This is a genomic window from Salinispora oceanensis, assembly GCF_000383575.1.
Lineage (GTDB): Bacteria > Actinomycetota > Actinomycetes > Mycobacteriales > Micromonosporaceae > Micromonospora > Micromonospora oceanensis.
Map to the genome: position 1 here is coordinate 1,780,308 of NZ_KB911579.1, position 15,828 is coordinate 1,796,135.

General features: G+C 68.8%; 13 protein-coding genes. 7 read left to right on the plus strand and 6 right to left on the minus strand.

Going from position 1 to position 15,828, the window contains the following annotated elements:
* Positions 1 to 27: 27 nt before the first annotated feature.
* Positions 28 to 450: a nucleotidyltransferase domain-containing protein gene (locus tag SALPAC4_RS0108255; protein ID WP_019869914.1), complete on the minus strand. Its 423-nt coding sequence runs from the start codon at positions 448 to 450 to the stop codon at positions 28 to 30.
* Positions 451 to 521: 71 nt separating this feature from the next.
* On the opposite strand from SALPAC4_RS0108255, the gene SALPAC4_RS0108260 reads away from it, so the two are divergent.
* Positions 522 to 1,049, plus strand: a complete 528-nt coding sequence (locus SALPAC4_RS0108260; RefSeq protein ID WP_019869915.1) for a SigE family RNA polymerase sigma factor — start codon at positions 522 to 524, stop codon at positions 1,047 to 1,049.
* Positions 1,046 to 1,792 carry a hypothetical protein gene (locus tag SALPAC4_RS0108265; RefSeq protein ID WP_019869916.1) on the plus strand — a complete coding sequence of 249 codons (747 nt, stop codon included), beginning with the start codon at positions 1,046 to 1,048 and terminating at the stop codon, positions 1,790 to 1,792. Before SALPAC4_RS0108260 ends, SALPAC4_RS0108265 begins: the two co-directional genes overlap by 4 nt.
* A 39-nt stretch (positions 1,793 to 1,831) precedes the next feature.
* Here SALPAC4_RS0108265 and SALPAC4_RS0108270 read toward each other — a convergent pair whose 3' ends face one another.
* From SALPAC4_RS0108270 to SALPAC4_RS0108280, 3 genes are read right to left on the minus strand one after another with little or no spacing between them, the layout of a single operon-like run.
* Complete coding sequence (locus tag SALPAC4_RS0108270; RefSeq protein ID WP_019869917.1) at positions 1,832 to 2,821, minus strand: ROK family protein; 990 nt, start codon at positions 2,819 to 2,821, stop codon at positions 1,832 to 1,834.
* Positions 2,818 to 4,287: a M81 family metallopeptidase gene (locus SALPAC4_RS0108275; RefSeq protein WP_019869918.1), complete on the minus strand. Its 1,470-nt coding sequence runs from the start codon at positions 4,285 to 4,287 to the stop codon at positions 2,818 to 2,820. The genes SALPAC4_RS0108270 and SALPAC4_RS0108275 overlap by 4 nt, the downstream gene beginning before the upstream one ends.
* A gap of 13 nt (positions 4,288 to 4,300) precedes the next feature.
* Positions 4,301 to 5,446, minus strand: a complete 1,146-nt coding sequence (locus SALPAC4_RS0108280; protein ID WP_019869919.1) for an ROK family transcriptional regulator — start codon at positions 5,444 to 5,446, stop codon at positions 4,301 to 4,303.
* A 294-nt stretch (positions 5,447 to 5,740) separates the two neighbouring features.
* On the opposite strand from SALPAC4_RS0108280, the gene SALPAC4_RS0108285 reads away from it, so the two are divergent.
* The 5 genes from SALPAC4_RS0108285 (at position 5,741) to SALPAC4_RS0108305 (ending at position 12,367) form a co-directional block, all read left to right on the plus strand.
* The gene (locus tag SALPAC4_RS0108285; RefSeq protein WP_027644303.1) at positions 5,741 to 7,543 is read left to right on the plus strand and encodes a peptide ABC transporter substrate-binding protein; all 1,803 of its coding nucleotides are present in this window, start codon (positions 5,741 to 5,743) and stop codon (positions 7,541 to 7,543) included.
* 73 nt (positions 7,544 to 7,616) lie between these two features.
* A complete protein-coding gene (locus tag SALPAC4_RS0108290; RefSeq protein ID WP_019869921.1) occupies positions 7,617 to 8,576 on the plus strand; it encodes an ABC transporter permease in 960 nt (319 codons plus the stop codon).
* Positions 8,573 to 9,475, plus strand: coding sequence for an ABC transporter permease (locus SALPAC4_RS0108295; protein ID WP_018731362.1), 903 nt, complete (start codon positions 8,573 to 8,575; stop codon positions 9,473 to 9,475). Before SALPAC4_RS0108290 ends, SALPAC4_RS0108295 begins: the two co-directional genes overlap by 4 nt.
* Before the next feature lie 13 nt (positions 9,476 to 9,488).
* Complete coding sequence (locus SALPAC4_RS0108300; protein ID WP_027644304.1) at positions 9,489 to 11,663, plus strand: ABC transporter ATP-binding protein; 2,175 nt, start codon at positions 9,489 to 9,491, stop codon at positions 11,661 to 11,663.
* A complete protein-coding gene (locus tag SALPAC4_RS0108305) occupies positions 11,660 to 12,367 on the plus strand; it encodes a copper homeostasis protein CutC (protein ID WP_019869923.1) in 708 nt (235 codons plus the stop codon). Before SALPAC4_RS0108300 ends, SALPAC4_RS0108305 begins: the two co-directional genes overlap by 4 nt.
* 131 nt (positions 12,368 to 12,498) lie before the next feature.
* Here the strand turns inward: SALPAC4_RS0108305 and SALPAC4_RS0108310 are convergent, their stop codons facing one another.
* Positions 12,499 to 13,926 (minus strand): hypothetical protein, encoded by a 1,428-nt coding sequence (locus SALPAC4_RS0108310; RefSeq protein WP_027644305.1) that lies wholly within the window; start codon positions 13,924 to 13,926, stop codon positions 12,499 to 12,501.
* A 376-nt stretch (positions 13,927 to 14,302) separates the two neighbouring features.
* The gene (locus tag SALPAC4_RS0108315) at positions 14,303 to 15,736 is read right to left on the minus strand and encodes a hypothetical protein (RefSeq protein WP_027644306.1); all 1,434 of its coding nucleotides are present in this window, start codon (positions 15,734 to 15,736) and stop codon (positions 14,303 to 14,305) included.
* Between the last annotated feature and the right edge of the window lie 92 nt (positions 15,737 to 15,828).

Genomic DNA, 15,828 nt, shown 5'->3' on the forward strand with positions numbered 1-15,828 from the left:
TGCGCTTCCGGACCGGGGTGCCGCCGCTCAGCTCCCGGACGCGGACGACAGCCGGGCCAACACACCGGCCGGATCGTGCACAACGCGGTGCCCGTCGCAGATGACCCGGCGGGTACCCGCGTCAACCGGGTCCGTGTCGGCCCAGCTCACCGGCGCGACGCCGAGCTCCACCACCAACCCCGACGGGCGTCGCAGGCGGACCTCCCGGAGCGGGCCCCACTCGGCCGATCGGAGCACCTCGCCGCCGAGCAGCCCCGTCCACACTCCCGCCACGGAGTAGCGGACCTGGTCCGTCAGGACCACAATGTCGACATCGGAGTCCATCCGCGCGGCCCCGCGCGCCCACGAGCCGACCACCACCACCCCGCGTACGTCCTCGCGCTCAGCCGCCCACCCGACGACCACGTCGAGGACCAAACGAACCTCCCGAAAGCGCGCCGGAGTCACCACGGGGATGGATTCTGACACGCCAACCACCTCAAACGACTCAACTTCTACGACAGCTGCGGCGTTATCAGGACATGGAGCCACCGCTGAGCGTTCCGGACTTCGAGGACTTCGTCCACGGCAGCGGCCAACGTCTCCTCAGGTTCGCCATCCTGATGTGTGGCGATCCATCCGACGCCGAAGACCTCCTGCAGACGGTCCTGGAGCAGACCTATCCGCGGTGGAGTCGGTTACGCGACGGCGACCCCGAGCGCTACGTGCGCCGCGCGATCGCCAACCGGGTCATCAGCCAGTGGCGGTCGCCCTGGATACGCCGGCGCGTTGCGGAGGTGCCGGAGACGGCCACGCTGGGGGACGAGATGGCCCGTGCGGACGACCGCGCTCTCCTACTGCGGGCGCTGCGTTCGCTGCCGCCCCGGATGCGTGCGGTCGTGGTTATGCGGTACTGGGCGGGCTGGTCCGAGAAGGAGACAGCAGCCGCACTCGGCTGCTCGGTCGGCGCGGTCAAGAGTCAGTCGTCGCGCGGCCTCGACCGGCTGCGGGACCTGTTGTCCGGAGCCGGGTCCGTGTCGGCCGGAACCAGTGGAGGGGGAACGCCATGAACCACGCCGACCTGCGGTCACTTATGGAGCGTGCGGTCGAGGCGTACGAGGTGCCCGGCGACTTCGCGGCCCGGGTTGTCCGGGGCACCCGGGCACGACGGCGGCGACGGCAAGGAGTGGTGGTGGGGCTGTCGCTCCTGGTGGTGGCCGTCGGCGGGCTAGGGGTGGCCAAAGCTGATCTCGGCCAGCGGGCGCCCATCGCGAATCAAGCCACCCCACCTGAACCGGACCTGGATGAAGCCGCCCGGCGACTCAGCCGGGACACCGGATCAGTGGTAACCGCGCAACAGGTACTGGCTGCCGGACGCGCGGGGGATGAAGACCTGGTGCTGGTGAAACGGTCCGCGCGACCGGAGGAGGCGGCGGCTGGCGGCAAGGCGGCCGAGCTCTGGGTCGCGACCGGGTCGGGGAAGTTCAGCCGTAGCTCGGACTACATCTCCTATGATCTCGCCTGCGTTGATGGGGACGCCGTCTGCCCGGTCGAGCGACCAACGGGCTTGGGGGTGTTGGTGGTGCGACACCTTCCGGGCCGTGGAAGCTACGTCTTCGTGGCCGTTGCAGCGGGCCGCCAGGTCGAGGTGACCACGGTGGAAGGCCAAACGTCGGCCGCGCCCGGCAACCCCTACGGCACCGTGGTCAAGGTCGAAACGGCGGAGCCTTGGCGCATCCGGGTTCGGGTAGAGCTACCGGACACGAAGGCCTACGAGTTGCCGCTGCCACCTGGCGGCGTCATCACCGACTAACGGAGGATTCCCGCCGCACTGCTGCCCTTCGCGCGACGGCTAATGAGGTATTTCTCCTGCGGCAGGCGGTACGAGATCGGGTGCGCCCCAGCCGTCGGGAACCGACAGCCCGGCCTTCCGCCGCGCCAGGATGGCGGCACCGACCTGTGCTGCCTGGGTGCCGAAGGCGGAGCGCAGCACCGGGGGCGGGGGGCGCCAGGCGAGGGCGTCGCGCATCGCCTCGCGTACCGGGTCGAGGAAGAACGCGCCCGCCTCGGCCAGCCCACCTCCCAATACGACCCGGGCCGGGTCGAGGGCCAGGGTGAGGGTGGCCAGGGCGGTACCCAACGCCCGGGTCGCGTCGTCCCAGACGGCGCGGGCATCCGGATCGGTGGCCACCGCGTCGGCGATAGCTTGGCTGTCCGCCCCCGACCCGCCGACGCGCCGGGCATAGCGACGGGCCATCCCACCGGCCGAGGCGTACACCTCCAGGCATCCCCGCTGCCCGCAACTGCACGGCTCCCCGCCCGGGTAGACCGGCATGTGGCCGACTTCTCCGGACGCACGGGTCGCGCCGGCCAGCGGGACGCCGTCCACCACCACCGCCGCGGCGATGCCGGTACCCAGGGGCAGCAGCAGGAAGTTGTCCAACCCGACGGCCACGCCCGCCGTGGCCTCCGCGACGCCGGCCGCCCGGGCGTCGTGTCCGATCGCCACGGGCAGTCCGAGGTCGCCGCTGATGAGGTCGCGCAGTGGCACGTCACGGAGGCGGAGGTTGGCCGCGTACCGCACCACTCCGTCCCGCTCGTCCACGAGGCCGGGCGTCACCACGCCGATCGCGGCGGGCTCACCGCCGAGGGAGAGGGCGTGCTCGCGCAGTTGGTGGCACAGGGACCGAATCGCCCGGACGGGATCGTCGTCCGCCTGCGACGGCGCGGTCAGTGCGCTCAGGAAGCGGCCGTCCTCGCCGACCACGGCCGCCTTGATGGTCGTCCCGCCGACATCAACGGCGAGGACGCAGCGGCCCTCGGGCTGGGTCACGCCGCTCACCCGAGCACCACGGCGAGGTCCGGGTCGAAGTCACGGTCCAGGGGGAACATGGGCCGCTCCACATTCTGGTACGGCAGCCGCGCGAGATCCTGGTCGACACCGCCCGGGGTCAGGGCGAGCAGCCAGTCACCGGCCGCCGCGAAGAGTTCCGGCTCCAGGTAACCGATCTTCACCACGACCACGTCCACCTCGTCGACCCGGACCCCCAGCCGGGCGTACGACGCCAACAGCCGGTACTGCATCCGGCGGGAGGTGACGAAGACGCTGAGCCCGCCGACCCGTACGCTGACGCAGCGCCCGCCGTCGGGGTCGTCGGCGACCGCCTCCAGGATCCCGTCGAGCTCCAGCGGGCCCGGCGGCCGGGAGTCGATCAGTCCGCCGACTGTCACCCGGACCGGAGAGCCGACCGGTTGGTCGGCGACCAGCGCCACCGCCTGCGGGTCGACCAGCGAGGCGAAGACGGCCCGCCGGGAGCCGTCGCGCAACTCGGGGCGGGCCAGCATCCGGTCGAGAGCGAAGGTGACATCATCGGCGCCGCCGGCGCCCGGGTTGTCCCCGGAGTCGCTGATGAAAAACGGCCGCTTCGCCCGATCGGCGACGGCGGCCAGGGCGGTGTCGAGGCACTCGTCCATCGAGCCGGTGGGGGCGACGAAGGTGAACTCGTCGCGGTCCGCCCAGAAGTGCCCGCCCAACTCGCGGGCGGCCGCGGCGGCGACGGTGGCGTCGGTGCCGGTGACGACGACCGCGCCCTGGCAGCGTGGCTGGTCGGCCCAGGCGAACCCGACCCAGATCGCCGCGTCGATCACGCCTTCTCGGGCCTCGATCTCGGGGATCCGCGCGTAGAGTCCCCGGGCGGGTTCCTCCCGGGTGCTGGTCATCTCGCCAGGTAGCAGGATCGGCACGTGGACCAGTGCCTTGTGCGGACGCTGCTGGCGGCGCAGCGCCGCGACGAGGTTGCGCGCGGCCCGCTCCCGGGTCTCCCACACGTCGACGTGCGGGGCGGTGCGGTAGCAGGTGAGCAGGTCACAGGCGTCGAAGAGCACCGAGGAGACGTTGCCGTGCAGGTCCATCGCCGCCGACAGGTACGGCTCGGGCCCGATCACCGACCGGATGGCGGTGACCAGGTCGCCCTCCGCATCGGAGCGGCCAACCACGCTCATCGCACCGTGGATGTCCAGCAGCATGCCGTCCACCGGCCCGGCCGCGGCGAGCTTCTCCATGATCTCCGCTGCCCATTCCTCGTACGCTGCGGCGTCGACCACGCCGCCGGGCAGGGCCCGGGCATGCACGAGTGGGACCCACTCGACGTCGGCGGCCCACGGCTGCGGGGGCGAGAGCCAGCCGTACCGCGACAGCAGCGCCGCCTCCCGGGTCACCTCGAAGTCGTCGGCGGTGCTCAGGTGCGGGGAGAAGGTACTGGACTCGATGTGGATGCCGCCGATGGCGACACGAAGGGGACGAGGCACGGGGGTCGGCTCCTCAGCTGGGTCGTACGTCGGCGGTCGTGCGCAGCAGGTGCCCGAGGCCGATGAGGGCCGCGTCCGAACCGGCGACGCTGGCCTCGATGGTCAAGGACTGGGTCATGGACGGTAGGCAACGTTCGTAGAGCATTCCGCGGGTCGCCGCCACGTAGACGTCGAGGCTGGACAACACGCCGCCGATGACAATGGCGTCGGGGTTGAGGAAGTTGACCAGACCGGAGAGCGCCACGCCCAACAGTCCACCGGCGTGGCGCACCATGGTCACGACGGTCGGGTCGGCGTCGCCGACCGCCGTGATGATCTCGGGGACGGTGGTAGCCGGGGAGCCCTGCTCGGCCAACTGGCGGGCCAGAGCGGCACCGCTGGCGACGGTCTCCAGGCAGCCCTGGCTGCCGCAGGAGCAGTGCCGCTCGCCGCTGTCGGCTACCCGTACGTGGGTGACGTCGCCGCTGAGTCCGCGCCCGCCACGGTGGATCTGCCCGCCGCTGACCAGGCAGGCACCAATGCCGGTGCCGGCCTTGACGTAGATCATGTCGCCGATTTCCCGCCGCCGGGTGACGTACTCACCCATCGCCGCCGCCTTGGCGTCGTTCTCGACAATCACCGGCACCTGGAAGCGGTCGGTGAGGTGGGCGCCGGCGTCCACGCCGCTCCAGCCGGGCATCCGGGCCGGGCCCACCAACCGCCCTCCCGGGAACCCCACCGGGCCTGGGAGGGCGACGCCGACCCCGAGCAACGCCTGACCCGGAGCGGTCGCCGCCAGGAGCCGGGTGAAGGTGGCTTCGACGACGGCGAAGACCTCCTCGGGCCCGACGGCGATGTCGATCGCCACCTCCTCGGTGGTGCGCAGCTCGCCGCCGGGCGCGCACAAGCCCACCCTGGCGTGCCTGCCGCCGAGTTCCGCGACGGCCAGGACTCCCTTGCTCTCTCGCAGGCGCAGGATCCGGGGGGGTCGACCACCGGTGGAGCGGCCCATGCCCTCCTCGGCGACGATGCCCTCCTCCAACAGCCGGCGCACCACGGCGGTGACGGTTGACGGAGCGACCTGCAGGGCCTCGACGAGGTCGGCGCGGGACGTGGCCGCACCTCTGGAGAGCAGGTCGAGGGTCTGGTCGCGCAGCGTGGCGGAGATCGGGGACTCCAAAGTTGCCTCTCCCTTGGTCGGGTGGTTCTCGAGTGCCCGCCCCAGTCGTGTGCAGCTCAAAGTCGGGGGGTGGACTCCGGCCGCCCAGGCGAGGAGTAACCGTCAATGTTTCGGGCGACTTTGATCGTACACCGGCCAAACTCCGTGAATGAAGTGGGTAATTTTCGTTGACGTACCACTTACACCTGGATAGATTCTTCGCGTTGATCGCCGAGGCAGCGCCCGGCGGGGGTACCCGGCAAGGCGCCGACACCCGGTGACGTAGGGGCACGTGCACATCACACGAGGAGACTCATGACGAGCAGATTTCCCGGCCGCGCCCTGCGTGGCGCGGTGGCGGCAGCCGCCACGATCGCCCTCGGGGCAGGTCTGGTCGGCTGCGGTGACAACAGTGGATCGTCCAAGGACGGCGGCAGTCAGGGCAAGGACACCGTGACAGTCGCCTTCCGTACCCCCAACTGGATTCTGCCGATCTCAGCGCCCGGCTTCACCCAGGGGGAGAACGCCATCTTCGGCCAGGCGCTCTACCGCCCCCTCTACCAGTACCGGCTGGACGGCACCGCGCAGTACAACATCGACCCACAACGCTCGATGGCCGAGCCACCACAGGTGAGCGACGACGGCCGGACGCTGACGATCACGTTGAAGGACAACTCCTGGTCCGATGGCACACCCATCACCACCGGGGACATCCAGTTCTGGTACAACCTGGTCACGGCGAACAAGGACAAGTGGGCGTCCTACCGGGCCGGCGGCTTCCCCGACAACGTCGAGGAGTGGTCGATCAAGGACGAGAAGACCTTCTCGATCACCACCACGGAGGTCTACAACACCGCGTGGTTCGTCGACAACCAGCTCAACCGCATCACACCCCTACCCCGGCACGCCTGGAACAAGGACTCCGCGACCGCCGACGTGGGCGACCTCGCCAGCAGCCCGGAGGGGGCCCAGAAGGTCTTCGACTTCCTCACCGCCGCCGCGAAGGACCCCAAGACGTACGACTCCAACGAGCTGTGGCAGGTCACCAGCGGCGCGTGGAAGCTGGAGAAGTACGTGCCCAACGGTGAGGTCACCCTCGCCGCCCAACCGAACTACTCCGGTACGGACAAGCCGAAGCTGTCCAAGGTCGTGTTGCGGCCTTTCACCAGCGATGACGCCGAATTCAACGTGCTCCGCGCCGGCGACATCGACTACGGGTACGTGCCGGCGGCCAACATGTCCCAGACGAGCTACCTCGAGTCCAGGGGATACACGGTCTCACCGTGGTACGGCTGGTCGATCACCTACCTCCAGCTCAACTACAACAACCCGAAGTCCGGCGTGCTGTTCAAGCAGCCCTACCTTCGGCAGTCGTTGCAGATGCTCATCGACCAGCCGACGATCAGCAAGGTCATCTGGTCGGACACCGCCGCGCCGACCTGCGGCCCGGTACCGGCCAAGCCCGGCACCAACACCGACACCGCCGGGTGCGTGTACTCCTTCGATCCGGCGAAGGCCAAGGAACTGCTGGAGAGCCACGGCTGGAAGGTAACCCCGGACGGGCAGACCACCTGCCAGTCGCCGGGCACCGGCCCGAACCAGTGCGGTGCGGGAATCGCCGCCGGCACACCGCTCGAGTTCACGGTGACCAGCCAGACCGGGTTCGCCGCCACGACCAAGATGTTCGCCGAGATCAAGTCGCAGATGGCCAAGCTTGGTATCCAGCTGACGATCAAGGAGGTGCCCGACTCGGTCGCGGTAACGCCAACCTGCGCGCCGACCGAGGCGAGCTGCTCCTGGGACATGTCCTTCTTCGGCTCGCAGGGCAGCTGGTACTACCCGGCCTTCGCCAGCGGCGAGCGGCTCTTCGCCACCGACGCCCCGGTCAACCTGGGCAGCTACAGCAATCCTGAGGCGGACAGGCTCATCGAGGCCACCCAGTTCGCCGGCGACGAGAGCGCACTCACGGCGTACAACGACTTCCTGGCCAAGGACCTGCCCGTGCTGTGGATGCCGAACCCGGTGTACCAGGTCTCGGCGTACCGCTCCGGCCTGCAGGGGGTCGAGCCGCAGGACCCGATGAACCTCATGTACTTCCAGGACTGGTCCTGGAAATAGCCCGCTGATCGTCCCGGCCCCGGCGACGCACCCTGCGTCGTCGGGGCCCTGACCAGGGAGAGGAAGCCGCACAGTGGCCCGGTACCTCATCGCACGTCTGGGACAGGCGCTCATCGTCATCGTGCTCGTCACGGTGATCGCGTTCCTCATCTTGCACCTGCTGCCCGGAGGCGCCGCACGAGCCACCCTCGGCAAGGAGGCGACGCTGGCGCAGTTGGCGGCGTTCAACCACGAGATGGGCTACGACCGGCCGTTGATCCAGCAGTACGGCATGTACGTGCAACGCCTGCTGCAGGGCGATCTTGGCTACTCCTACCAGCTCAACCAGTCTGTCCTCGAGGCGATCGAACAGCGGCTACCCAAGACGATGGTGCTGTCGCTGCTGTCGACCCTGCTCGCCGTCGTGTTGGCGATCCCGCTCGGCGTGCTCCAGGCGATCCGCCGCAACCGCTGGCCCGACTACGCCATCACCGCACTGTCGCTGCTGGCGTACGCCACGCCCATCTTCTTTCTGGGCCTCATGATGATCATCGTCTTCTCGCAGGTCTGGCCGATCCTGCCCCCGGAGGCGCCGCAGGGGTTCACGGTGGCCGAGTTGCTCGCCGATCCGGCCGGGCTGGTCCTGCCCACGGCCACCCTCGCCATCGTCACCATCGCGGTCTACGCACGGTACGTACGGTCATCGATGATCGACAACCTGAACGAGAACTACGTGCGCACCGCCCGCAGCAAAGGGCTCTCCGAGCGACGGGTCGTGCTACGCCACACCCTGCGCAACGGGCTGTTCCCGGTTATCACGCTGCTCGGGATGTACCTACCCGCGCTGTTCAGCGGGGCGCTGGTCGTCGAGTCGCTGTTCAACTTCCCCGGAATGGGCCAGTTGTTCTGGCAGGCGGCGCTGAAACGTGACTTCCCGATCCTGCTCGGGGTCACCGTCATCATCTCGATCGCCACCGTCGTCGGCGCGCTGGTCGCCGACCTGCTCTACGCCGCCGTTGACCCCCGAGTCCGACTCCGTGGGAGCGCCACATGAGCACGCTATCCGAAGCGGTCGGCCCGGCCGAGCCAAACGACACGCCACCGCGTGGCCTCTGGCGGCAGGGGCTGACCGTCTTCTGCGAGAACCGGCTTGCCCTGGTGGGACTGGGCCTGTTCGTCCTGCTGGCCGGGGTTTGCTTCCTCGGACCGCTGGTCTACCAGACCGACCAGGTGCACACCGACCTCACCGCCGTATACCGGGCCCCGGGAGAGCAGGGACATCTGCTCGGTACCGACGGGGTCGGCTACGACCAGCTGGGACGGCTGATGCTCGGCGGCCAGACCTCCATCATCGTCGGACTGGCCGCCGGGGTCCTCGCCACCATCGTCGGCACGCTCCTGGGCGCCATCGCCGGCTTCTTCGGCGGTTGGGTGGACGCCGCGGTGATGCGCGTGGTCGACGCGATGATGTCGATCCCCTCGTTGTTCCTGTTCATGCTGCTCGCCGCCATCGTCACGCCGAGCGCGCCGATGCTCATCCTCATCATCGGCGCCTTCGCCTGGCTGGGCCCGGCCCGGCTCGTGCGGGGTGAGGCACTGACACTGCGCTCCCGTGAGTACGTCCAGGCGATGCGCGGGATGGGCGGCACGGGCGGCCGGGCGGTCCGCCGACACATCATCCCCAACGCCATCGGCACGGTTATCGTCAACGCCACCTTCCAGGTCGCCGACGCCATCCTCTACGTCGCCTACCTGTCCTTCCTCGGCCTCGGCATCCCCCCACCGGCAGCGAACTGGGGCGGCATGCTCTCCGATGGCCTCGCGGACACCTACAGCGGCCACTGGTGGCTGTTGTACCCGCCCGGAATCGCCATCATCCTCATCGTCCTCGCCTTCAACTTCATCGGTGACGGACTCAGGGACGCCTTCGAGGTTCGCCTCCGGCGACGCTAGCAAGGGGCAGAAAATGAGCGAATCGATCGGTCTAACCGCCCGGCACTCCGCGCCGGCTGTGCACGCGGCAGCCGGCCGGCCCCTGCTGGAACTACGGGACCTCGACACCGACATCGCGCTGCGCCGGGGCACGGTACACGCCCTCGACGGCATCAGTCTCGACGTCGCGCCCGGGCAGACCCTCGGCGTCGTGGGCGAGTCCGGCAGCGGCAAGACGATGACCGCACTGTCGATCATGGGGCTGCTTCCGTCCGGCGGTCGCGTCACCGGTGGCCAGATTCTGTTCGAGGGACGGGATCTGCGATCGTTGCCAGCCGATGAGGTGCGCCGGATCCGAGGTGTCCGGATGGGCATGGTCTTCCAGGACCCGCTCACCTCGCTCAACCCCACCATTCGCATCGGCGCCCAGGTGGCCGAGCCGCTGCGCGTACACAAGCGGGTCGGCCGGGCGGAGGCCAGGGACCGGGCCATCCAGATCCTGCGCCGGGTCGGGATGCCGCGGCCGGAACGGATCGTCGACAACTATCCGCACGAGCTGTCCGGCGGAATGCGGCAACGGGTCGCCATCGCCATGGCCCTGGTCTGCTCGCCAAGCCTGCTGATCGCCGACGAACCGACCACCGCACTCGACGTCACCACCCAGCGGCAGATCCTCGAACTCATCGACGACCTCCGGGAAGAGTTCGGGATGGCCGTCATCCTGGTCACCCACGACCTCGGGGTGATCGCCGGTCGGGCGGACCGGGTAGCCGTCATGTACGCCGGACGGGTTGTGGAGACCGCGGCTACTGAGCAGCTGTTCCACGCACCCCGACACCGCTACACCGAGGCCCTGATGCGGGCGCTACCCGAGTCGGCCATCCGGGACAGCGGCGGACACGACCGACTGATCAGCATCCCGGGGCTGCCACCGGACCTGTCCGGTCCCCTGACCGGATGCCGGTTCGCGGCGCGGTGCTCGTATGTCAGCGACGAATGCCGGACCACCGACCCGTCCCTGATCCCGGGCACGCATCAACACGCGTGTCTGCACCCGGTACCCACGCCCGCCGGGGCCGTCACCGGGCCGGCCGGGGCCGTCACCGGGCCGGCCCGGGCGCGGGTCGAGCCGGCGGCGGAGCCGACACGGGTCGAACCGGCGGCGAAGCCGGTCACCGCGGCGCCGGCCGAAGTCACGGAGTTGCCTGTCCTGTCGGTGCGGAACCTGGTCAAGGACTACCCGGTGCACGGCCGTGGGCTGCTGCGCCGGGCCGCCGGGCAGGTAAGCGCGGTGGCCGACGTCTCCTTCGAGGTCAGGGCCGGCGAGACCTTCGGGCTCGTCGGTGAGTCCGGCTGCGGCAAGTCCACCGTGGGACGGCTCTCCGTCGGCCTGGAACGGCCCTCCGCCGGGCAGATCGTGTTGGACGGTACGGATCTCACCGACCTCACCGGTCGGGAACGACGCCGGATGCACCGACAGGTCCAACTCATGTTCCAGGACAGCTACGCCGCGATGAACCCCCGGATGCGGGTTGACGCCATCCTCGCCGAACCGCTCGAGATCCAGAAGGTGGGTGACAGTTCGGCCCGGCAGGCACGGATCGCCACTCTCCTCGACCAGGTGGGGTTGTCCCGGCGCGCGCTGGAACGCTACCCCCACGAGTTCTCCGGCGGTCAGCTGCAGCGGATCGGGCTGGCCCGGTCGCTGGCGTTGCACCCCCGGCTGATCGTCGGCGACGAGCCGGTGAGCGCGCTGGACGTGTCGATCCAGGCGCAGGTGCTCAACCTGATGCGGGACCTGCAGCGCGAACTCGGTCTGGCGTACATCTTCATCAGCCATGATCTGTCCGTGGTCGACTACATGGCTGACCGGATCGGTGTGATGTACCTCGGCAAGCTCGTCGAGATCGGGCCGGCCCGGGAAGTGGTGCGGGCTGCCCGGCACCCCTACACGCAGGCACTTGTCGACGCGGTCCCGTCCATCACGCCGGATCGGGTAGCCACTCGCGACGGCACGACCATCCGGGGCGAGCTTCCCAGCGCCCTCGACCCACCCAGCGGGTGCCGGTTCCGTACGCGCTGCCCGCGCGCGGCGGACATCTGCACGACCGAGCCCCCGCTGGTCGGCGGCCTACACCAGGTGGCCTGCCACCTGCCGCTACGCCCGGAGCCGACCGGCACGCCCACCCAGGACCAGGCCGTCGGATGACAACAGTGGAAATCTGCGTCAGTGACGTGCCGTCCGCACTGGTGGCCGAGGCGGCCGGGGCCGACCGGCTGGAGCTCTGCGCCGACCTCGGCCAGGGCGGCACCACGCCGAGCCTGGGGACGGTTGAGGTCGCCCTGCGTACGCTGCGTACGGCCGATTTACGCGTGATGGTCAGGCCCCGGGGCGGTGACTTCCGGGTGAGCGAGATCGAGCAGCAGGTCATGCGCGCCGACATCGCGGCCCTCCGCGCCCTGCCCAACCCACACGGGATCACGGTCGGCGTGGTGGTCGGCGCGCTCACCCCCGACAACAAACTCGACCTGGCCGTGCTACGGGACTTGATCGAGGCAGCGGGGCCGTTGCCGGTAACCGTCCACAAGGCCTTTGACGAGGTTGACGACCAGCTCGCGGCGATCGACGAGATCATCGACCTCGGGGCGGACGCCGTGCTCACCTCGGGGGCGGCGGCCACCGCGCTGACCGGCGCCGCCCGCATCGCCGCCCTGCGGCAGCGGGCCGGCGATCGGCTTCGGATGATCGCCGCCGGCGGTATCCGCTCGCACAACGTCCGGCAGGTGCTCGCCGAAACCGGCGTACGGGAGGTCCACCTGCGTGCGCCCGTCCGGCGCGATGGACGCGAGGCGACCGACGGCGATGAGGTGAGCCGCCTCCTCACCGCGGCGCGGGATGAATGGATGCGCTGACCCGTTCCAGCTCATAGCCGTCGCTGACTGGAACGCAGTTCGGGTGCCCGCCGACGTTACGGATTCACGAAGGGGCCCGTTCCCACCGGGTCACGGCAGGAACGGGCCCCCGAGCCAACGCGAGCAGGCCGCTATCCGGCGCAGCCGGGCACGTTGACGCAGTTGTTTGGCCGATTCTTGATGACGACGGTACCGGTCGCCGAGTTCAGGTTCACCGTACCCGCCACGTTGAGAATACCTCCACCGTTACCGGTGGCGATATTCTTGACAATCTTCGTGTTGAACAAGTTGACGGTGGCCACCCCACCTACTGCGATGTTGAATATCCCACCCCCCGATACGCTCTGGTTGGCCGTGATCAGGGTGTTTCGGACAACTACTGTGGAGTCGAAGGAAAGGGCCGAGTTCACGATCCCGCCACCGTTCGCGCCCGGCGCGACGTTACCCGCGATCTTGCTGTCTTCGACGGTGACCGCAGCCGCCTCGGTGAGCGCCTGGATACTGAGTCCGCCGCCCTGAAGGGCGGCGGTGTTGTCTGCGGCGGTGACCCGCCGCACGGTCAGCATTCCCCCTTCGGCGAAGACCCCACCACCGTTACTGCCGGTGTTGTTCGTGATGGTGGAGTCGGTGAGGGTGACGTTCGCGTTGAAGCTACCGACTCCTCCGCCGGCGTCACCGGTGCGGTTGCCGCTGATGGTGCTGCCGGTCACGAGGGTCGTGCTACCCGGTGAACCACCGATACCTCCGCCGGAGCCGAGGGCGTTATTGACCGTGTTCGCGGTGACGGACGACTTTTCGACGGTGAGCAGACCATCATTGTCGATTCCGCCACCCACGCTTTCTGCGATGTTATGACCGATCGTGGAGTGCTTGGTGGTGGTGATGCCGTCGTTGGCGATGCCACCGCCCCTGCTGCTGGCGATATTGCGGGTGACGGCGCTGTTCTTGACGGTCAACGCTCCGCCGGTGTTGACGAGCACTCCCCCACCGTCACCGTCGGCCTGCCCGCCGGTGATCTTCAGGTGGTTGAGGGTGAGGTCACCACCGACATCGACGGTGATGATACGAAACTCCTCCACTGCGGCGGCACGGGTGATGGTGGTGTGTTTGCCACCGTTGAGGGTGATGGGGGTGATGATCGCGGGCAGGCCGGCACCGTCGATGTTGGCGGTGAGGGTGTAGGTGCACTTCTCGGCGAGGTCGAGCACGGCACCGCCGCGGGCGTTGGCGAGGGTGATCGCGGCGATCAGCTTGTCCGCGTCGCAGGGTACGGGGATGCCCTTGGGCTTCTCCCCCTTCCGCCCCTTGTCGGACTTGCCCTTGTCGGACTTGCCCTTGTCGGGCTCACCCCCACCGCGGTGGTCATCGGCGGAGGGTTGCTCGTTGACGGAGGCGAGGGGACGTCCGGCCGCGTCGGCGGCCGGGGCGGCGACACCGACCGTGGTGAGAGCCAGTCCGGTCGCCCCGGCCAGCCCCACAGTCCATCGCCACCGCGTTCTCGCCGGCACCCGGTCGGTGCGGACCGGTCCGGGTCCGGATGTGTGGTCCTGATGGTTCATCGCAATCCTGGTGTCCTTCCCCCGTGAACGGCGAGGAGCTCCGGCGCCCGGGGCAGACCGGGGTGGCGCTCCTCGGCTACCAGAAGGCGGTAGCAACCACCACGAGTGAAACGGACTTAAGCCCCAAACGGGACATAATGCGAGTAATGCCCACTAAAGGGATGGGAGCCGTCGGGGAAGCGGGCATGGCAGCCGGGGCAGAGGGGCATGGCAGCCGCACACCGTCATGCTCATCAACGCCACCCGGGGCCAGGGTCAGGGCGAGCGCCGGCCACCGCCAGCTCGAAGAGTTCCGACTCACCCCGGGTCGCCCGAGATCCGCGCCCATCCACCTGGCGGTAAGGATCGACCCCCTTCACGCCCGACGCGGTCACCCCTAGCCGGCACAGCCTGGCACGTTGAAGCAGTTGTTTGGTCGATTCTTGATCACAATGGTGCCGGTGGCCGGGTTCAAATTCACCACACCGACCGGTAGGTTGAAGATGCCCCCGCCATTTTGAACGGCGATATTCTTGGTGATCTTCGTGTTCACCAGGGTGACCACACCATCGATACCCTGGCTCGCGAGGTTGAATATTCCGCCACCAAATTCCGCCTGATTATCCGTGATGTGGGTGTCCCGGACGTAAACCGTGGAGGGTTGGTTGAGGGCGGCGTTGACGATACCTCCACCGTTCTGGATGTTGGCAACGTTATGCGCGATCTTACTGTCCGCAATGGTGCCCACGGTTGCCGCGTTGAGGCCTTGGAAAACCAGGCCGCCGCCCTGATTGACGGATGTGTTGTGGGTGACCGCAACGTGGCGGAGGGTCAGGCTGCCCCCCTGAGCGAAGGCCGCACCGCCATTGCTGGCACCGTTGCCGGTGATGGCGGAGTCGGTCACGGTGACCTTCGCACTCAAGCCGCCGGTTCCGCCGCCGGCGCCAATGGTGCTGTTACCGCTGATGGTGCTACGGGTCACGGATGTGGTACTGCCGGGGAAGCTGCCGACACCTCCGCCGATTCCGTTTACAGCGTTTGCCGCGTTCGCGGTGACGTTGGATTTCTCGATAGTGAGTAGACCCACGTTGCCGACGCCTCCGGCGGAGGTCGCCGCGGTGTTGCGACTGACTGTGGAGTGGTTGATGGCGGTGGTGCCGTTGTTGGCGATGCCACCGCTGCTGCCAGTGCCGTCGCTGCCAGCGATGTTTCGGGTGACGGTGCTGTGGTTGGCGGTCAACGCTGCGCCAGTGTTGACGAAGATGCCGCCGCCGTCGCCGATGGTTTGTCCGCCGGTGATTGTGAGGTGGTTGAGGGTGAGATCGCCGCCGACGTTGACGGTGAGGATCCTGAACTGCGCAACGGCGGCGGCACGGGTGATGGTGGTGTGTTTGCCGCCGTTCAGGGTGATGGGGGCGGTGATCGCGGGCAGGCCGGCACCGTCGATGTTGGCGGTGAGGGTGTAGGTGCACTTCTCGGCGAGGTCGAGCACGGCACCGCCACGGGCGTTGGCGAGGGTGATCGCGGCGATCAGCTTGTCCGCGTCGCACGGGACCCGTTCGGGCTTCGGCTTCATCTCATTCTTACCCCTACCCGGGTCGGACCCTCCCCCGCTGCGACGGTCCTCGGTGGAGGAGGAGGGCCCGCCGGCGGAGGTGAGCGAAGGTCCGGCAGTGCCGACGACCGAAGCGGCGACACTTGTGGCGATGAGCGCCAGTCCGGTCAGGCCGGCTAGCCCGGCAGCCCACCACCGCCGCCGTGACCTCGGTCGGAGTTCGGCGAGGTGGCCCGGTTCGCGCCGGCGGGAGTGGTCGTGGTCTTGATGGTTCATCCTGCTCTCGGCGTCCTTCCCCGTGCACGGTGAGGAACCGCAGCCCACATGGGTAGACGGATGGGATTCCCCGACTTCCGGGCAGCGGTGGC

Excerpts from the sequence above, each read along its gene's own strand:
- SALPAC4_RS0108260 (WP_019869915.1), top strand. The coding sequence starts at position 522 with ATGGAGCCACCGCTGAGCGTTCCGGACTTCGAGGACTTCGTCCACGGC.
- SALPAC4_RS0108265 (WP_019869916.1), top strand. The coding sequence starts at position 1,046 with ATGAACCACGCCGACCTGCGGTCACTTATGGAGCGTGCGGTCGAGGCG.
- SALPAC4_RS0108285 (WP_027644303.1), top strand. The coding sequence starts at position 5,741 with ATGACGAGCAGATTTCCCGGCCGCGCCCTGCGTGGCGCGGTGGCGGCA.
- SALPAC4_RS0108295 (WP_018731362.1), top strand. The coding sequence starts at position 8,573 with ATGAGCACGCTATCCGAAGCGGTCGGCCCGGCCGAGCCAAACGACACG.
- SALPAC4_RS0108300 (WP_027644304.1), top strand. The coding sequence starts at position 9,489 with ATGAGCGAATCGATCGGTCTAACCGCCCGGCACTCCGCGCCGGCTGTG.
- SALPAC4_RS0108305 (WP_019869923.1), top strand. The coding sequence starts at position 11,660 with ATGACAACAGTGGAAATCTGCGTCAGTGACGTGCCGTCCGCACTGGTG.
- SALPAC4_RS0108310 (WP_027644305.1), bottom strand. The coding sequence starts at position 13,926 with ATGAACCATCAGGACCACACATCCGGACCCGGACCGGTCCGCACCGAC.
- SALPAC4_RS0108315 (WP_027644306.1), bottom strand. The coding sequence starts at position 15,736 with ATGAACCATCAAGACCACGACCACTCCCGCCGGCGCGAACCGGGCCAC.